The sequence below is a fragment of the Rhodococcus sp. NPDC127593 genome (assembly GCF_042671975.1).
In the GTDB taxonomy this organism is placed as follows: Bacteria; Actinomycetota; Actinomycetes; order Mycobacteriales; family Mycobacteriaceae; genus Rhodococcus_F.
In genome coordinates this window covers 1-1,763 of record NZ_JBHXWI010000163.1, presented here as the reverse complement: position 1 = coordinate 1,763, position 1,763 = coordinate 1, and the positions used below count along the sequence as shown (strand labels likewise).

Genomic DNA, 1,763 nt, shown 5'->3' with positions numbered 1-1,763 from the left:
CCGGACTTCCGCAGTTCGTAGGCATTTTCGTGCCATTCCGGGAATGAATGTGCAGGTCAGAGCGGTGCAGGGCGGCTGGAACGCTGAAATCTGTAGGCACACGATTTTCGGCGTGTCCGCTGGTAAAGCGGTGTGTGATCTGGTGTTGTGTAGGTATGTACCTGCGGGAGACGCGGCGGAAGAACAAGGACGGCTCGGTGGTGTCCTATCTGCAGCTCGCCCACAACGAGCGGCACCCGAGCACCGGTGCCTCGACGGCGAAGGTGATCCACAACTTCGGGCGGGCCGAGACGGTGGATCGCGAGGCCCTGGCCCGGTTGGTGTCGTCGATCTCGCGGTTCCTCGCCCCCGAGCAGGCCGCCGCGGCGCCGGCAGGGGGCGGGGAGGTGGAGATCCTCGACTGCCGCCGCCTCGGCGGGGCGTGGACGCTGGACCGGCTGTGGGAACGGCTTGGGATCTCGGCGGCGATCCGCCGCGCCGCCGACGGTCGGCGGCTCGACGCCGCCGCGGTGGAGCGGGTGATCTTCACCCTCGTCGCCCAGCGCGCGCTCGAACCGGGCTCGAAGCTGGCGGCGACCGGCTGGGTGACCGAACGCGTCGCGATCGAGCACATGACAGGGTTGTCGGATGATCAGGCCTACCGGGGCATGGACTTTCTCCTCGACGCACTCGAGGAGATCGCGGCCGATGTGTTCAATTCTGTTGCGCACCTGTTGAACCTGGATCTGGACATCGTCTTCGTGGATACGACGAGCACCTACTTCGAGAGCGAGGGACCGGACCGGGTGCCGGAGCTGGCCGGCTCACCTGCCAACGACGACAACACCGGCCCGGCCGAGTTCGGGGCGCGGGAGTTCGGTCACTCCAAGGACTTCCGCACCGACCTGCCGCAGGTGGTGATCGCGATGGCCGTCACCCGCGACGGGATCCCGGTGCGCTGTTGGACCTTTCCCGGCAACACCGCCGACACCGCGATCATCCGCACCGTCAAGGATGATCTGGACGGGTGGAACCTGCGCCGGCTGGTGTGGGTGGCCGACCGCGGCTTCGCCTCCGCCGCCAACCGGGCCTATCTCACCAAAGGCGGCGGTCACTACATCCACGCCGAGAAGCTACGCCACACCAATGCCGAGGCCGCCGCCGCGCTCGCGAGGCCCGGTCGCTACCGGAGCGTCGCCGGCAACCTGCGGGTCAAGGAGGTGCACGTCGCTCCCGGCGGCGACGGGGACGGCGAGGGCGGAGCGCGGGCTCAGCGGTTCGTGGTCTGCCACAACCCGGACCAGGCGCAGCGCGACGCCCAGGTGCGCGAGAACCTCGTCGCGCATCTGCGGGAGTTGATCGAGGGCTCCGACACCTGGACGTCGCGGCGCCGCGACGAGCTGGTCGGCTCGCTGAAATCCAAGCCGGGGCTGCGCCGGTATCTGCGGCGCACCCAGGCCGGGCTGCTGCGCGTCGATGCCGCCGCGATCAAGACCGAGGCCGGCCTGGACGGCAAGTGGTTGCTCCGCACCTCCGACACCACGCTGACTCCGGAGGATCTGGCCGCCGCCTACAAGCAGCTGCTCGCGGTCGAACGCGGCTGGCGCGACATGAAGGGCTCGCTGGGGCTGCGGCCGGTTTTTCACCACCGCGAGGACCGCATCCGCGCCCACGTCCAGTTGTGCTGGCTCGCGCTGCTGCTGATCCGGGTTGCCGAGACCGCCACCGGTGACACCTGGCGCATCCTTCGCCATGAACTCGACCGCCTGCACCTGATCACCCTG

The 1,763-nt window shown here is 68.9% G+C and carries 1 protein-coding gene; it reads left to right on the top strand.

Going from position 1 to position 1,763, the window contains the following annotated elements:
• Positions 1-155: 155 nt before the first annotated feature.
• Positions 156-1,763, top strand: a 1,608-nt coding sequence (locus ACFVJ3_RS49355) for an IS1634 family transposase (protein ID WP_378459025.1), incomplete at its 3' end; no start/stop codon positions are given.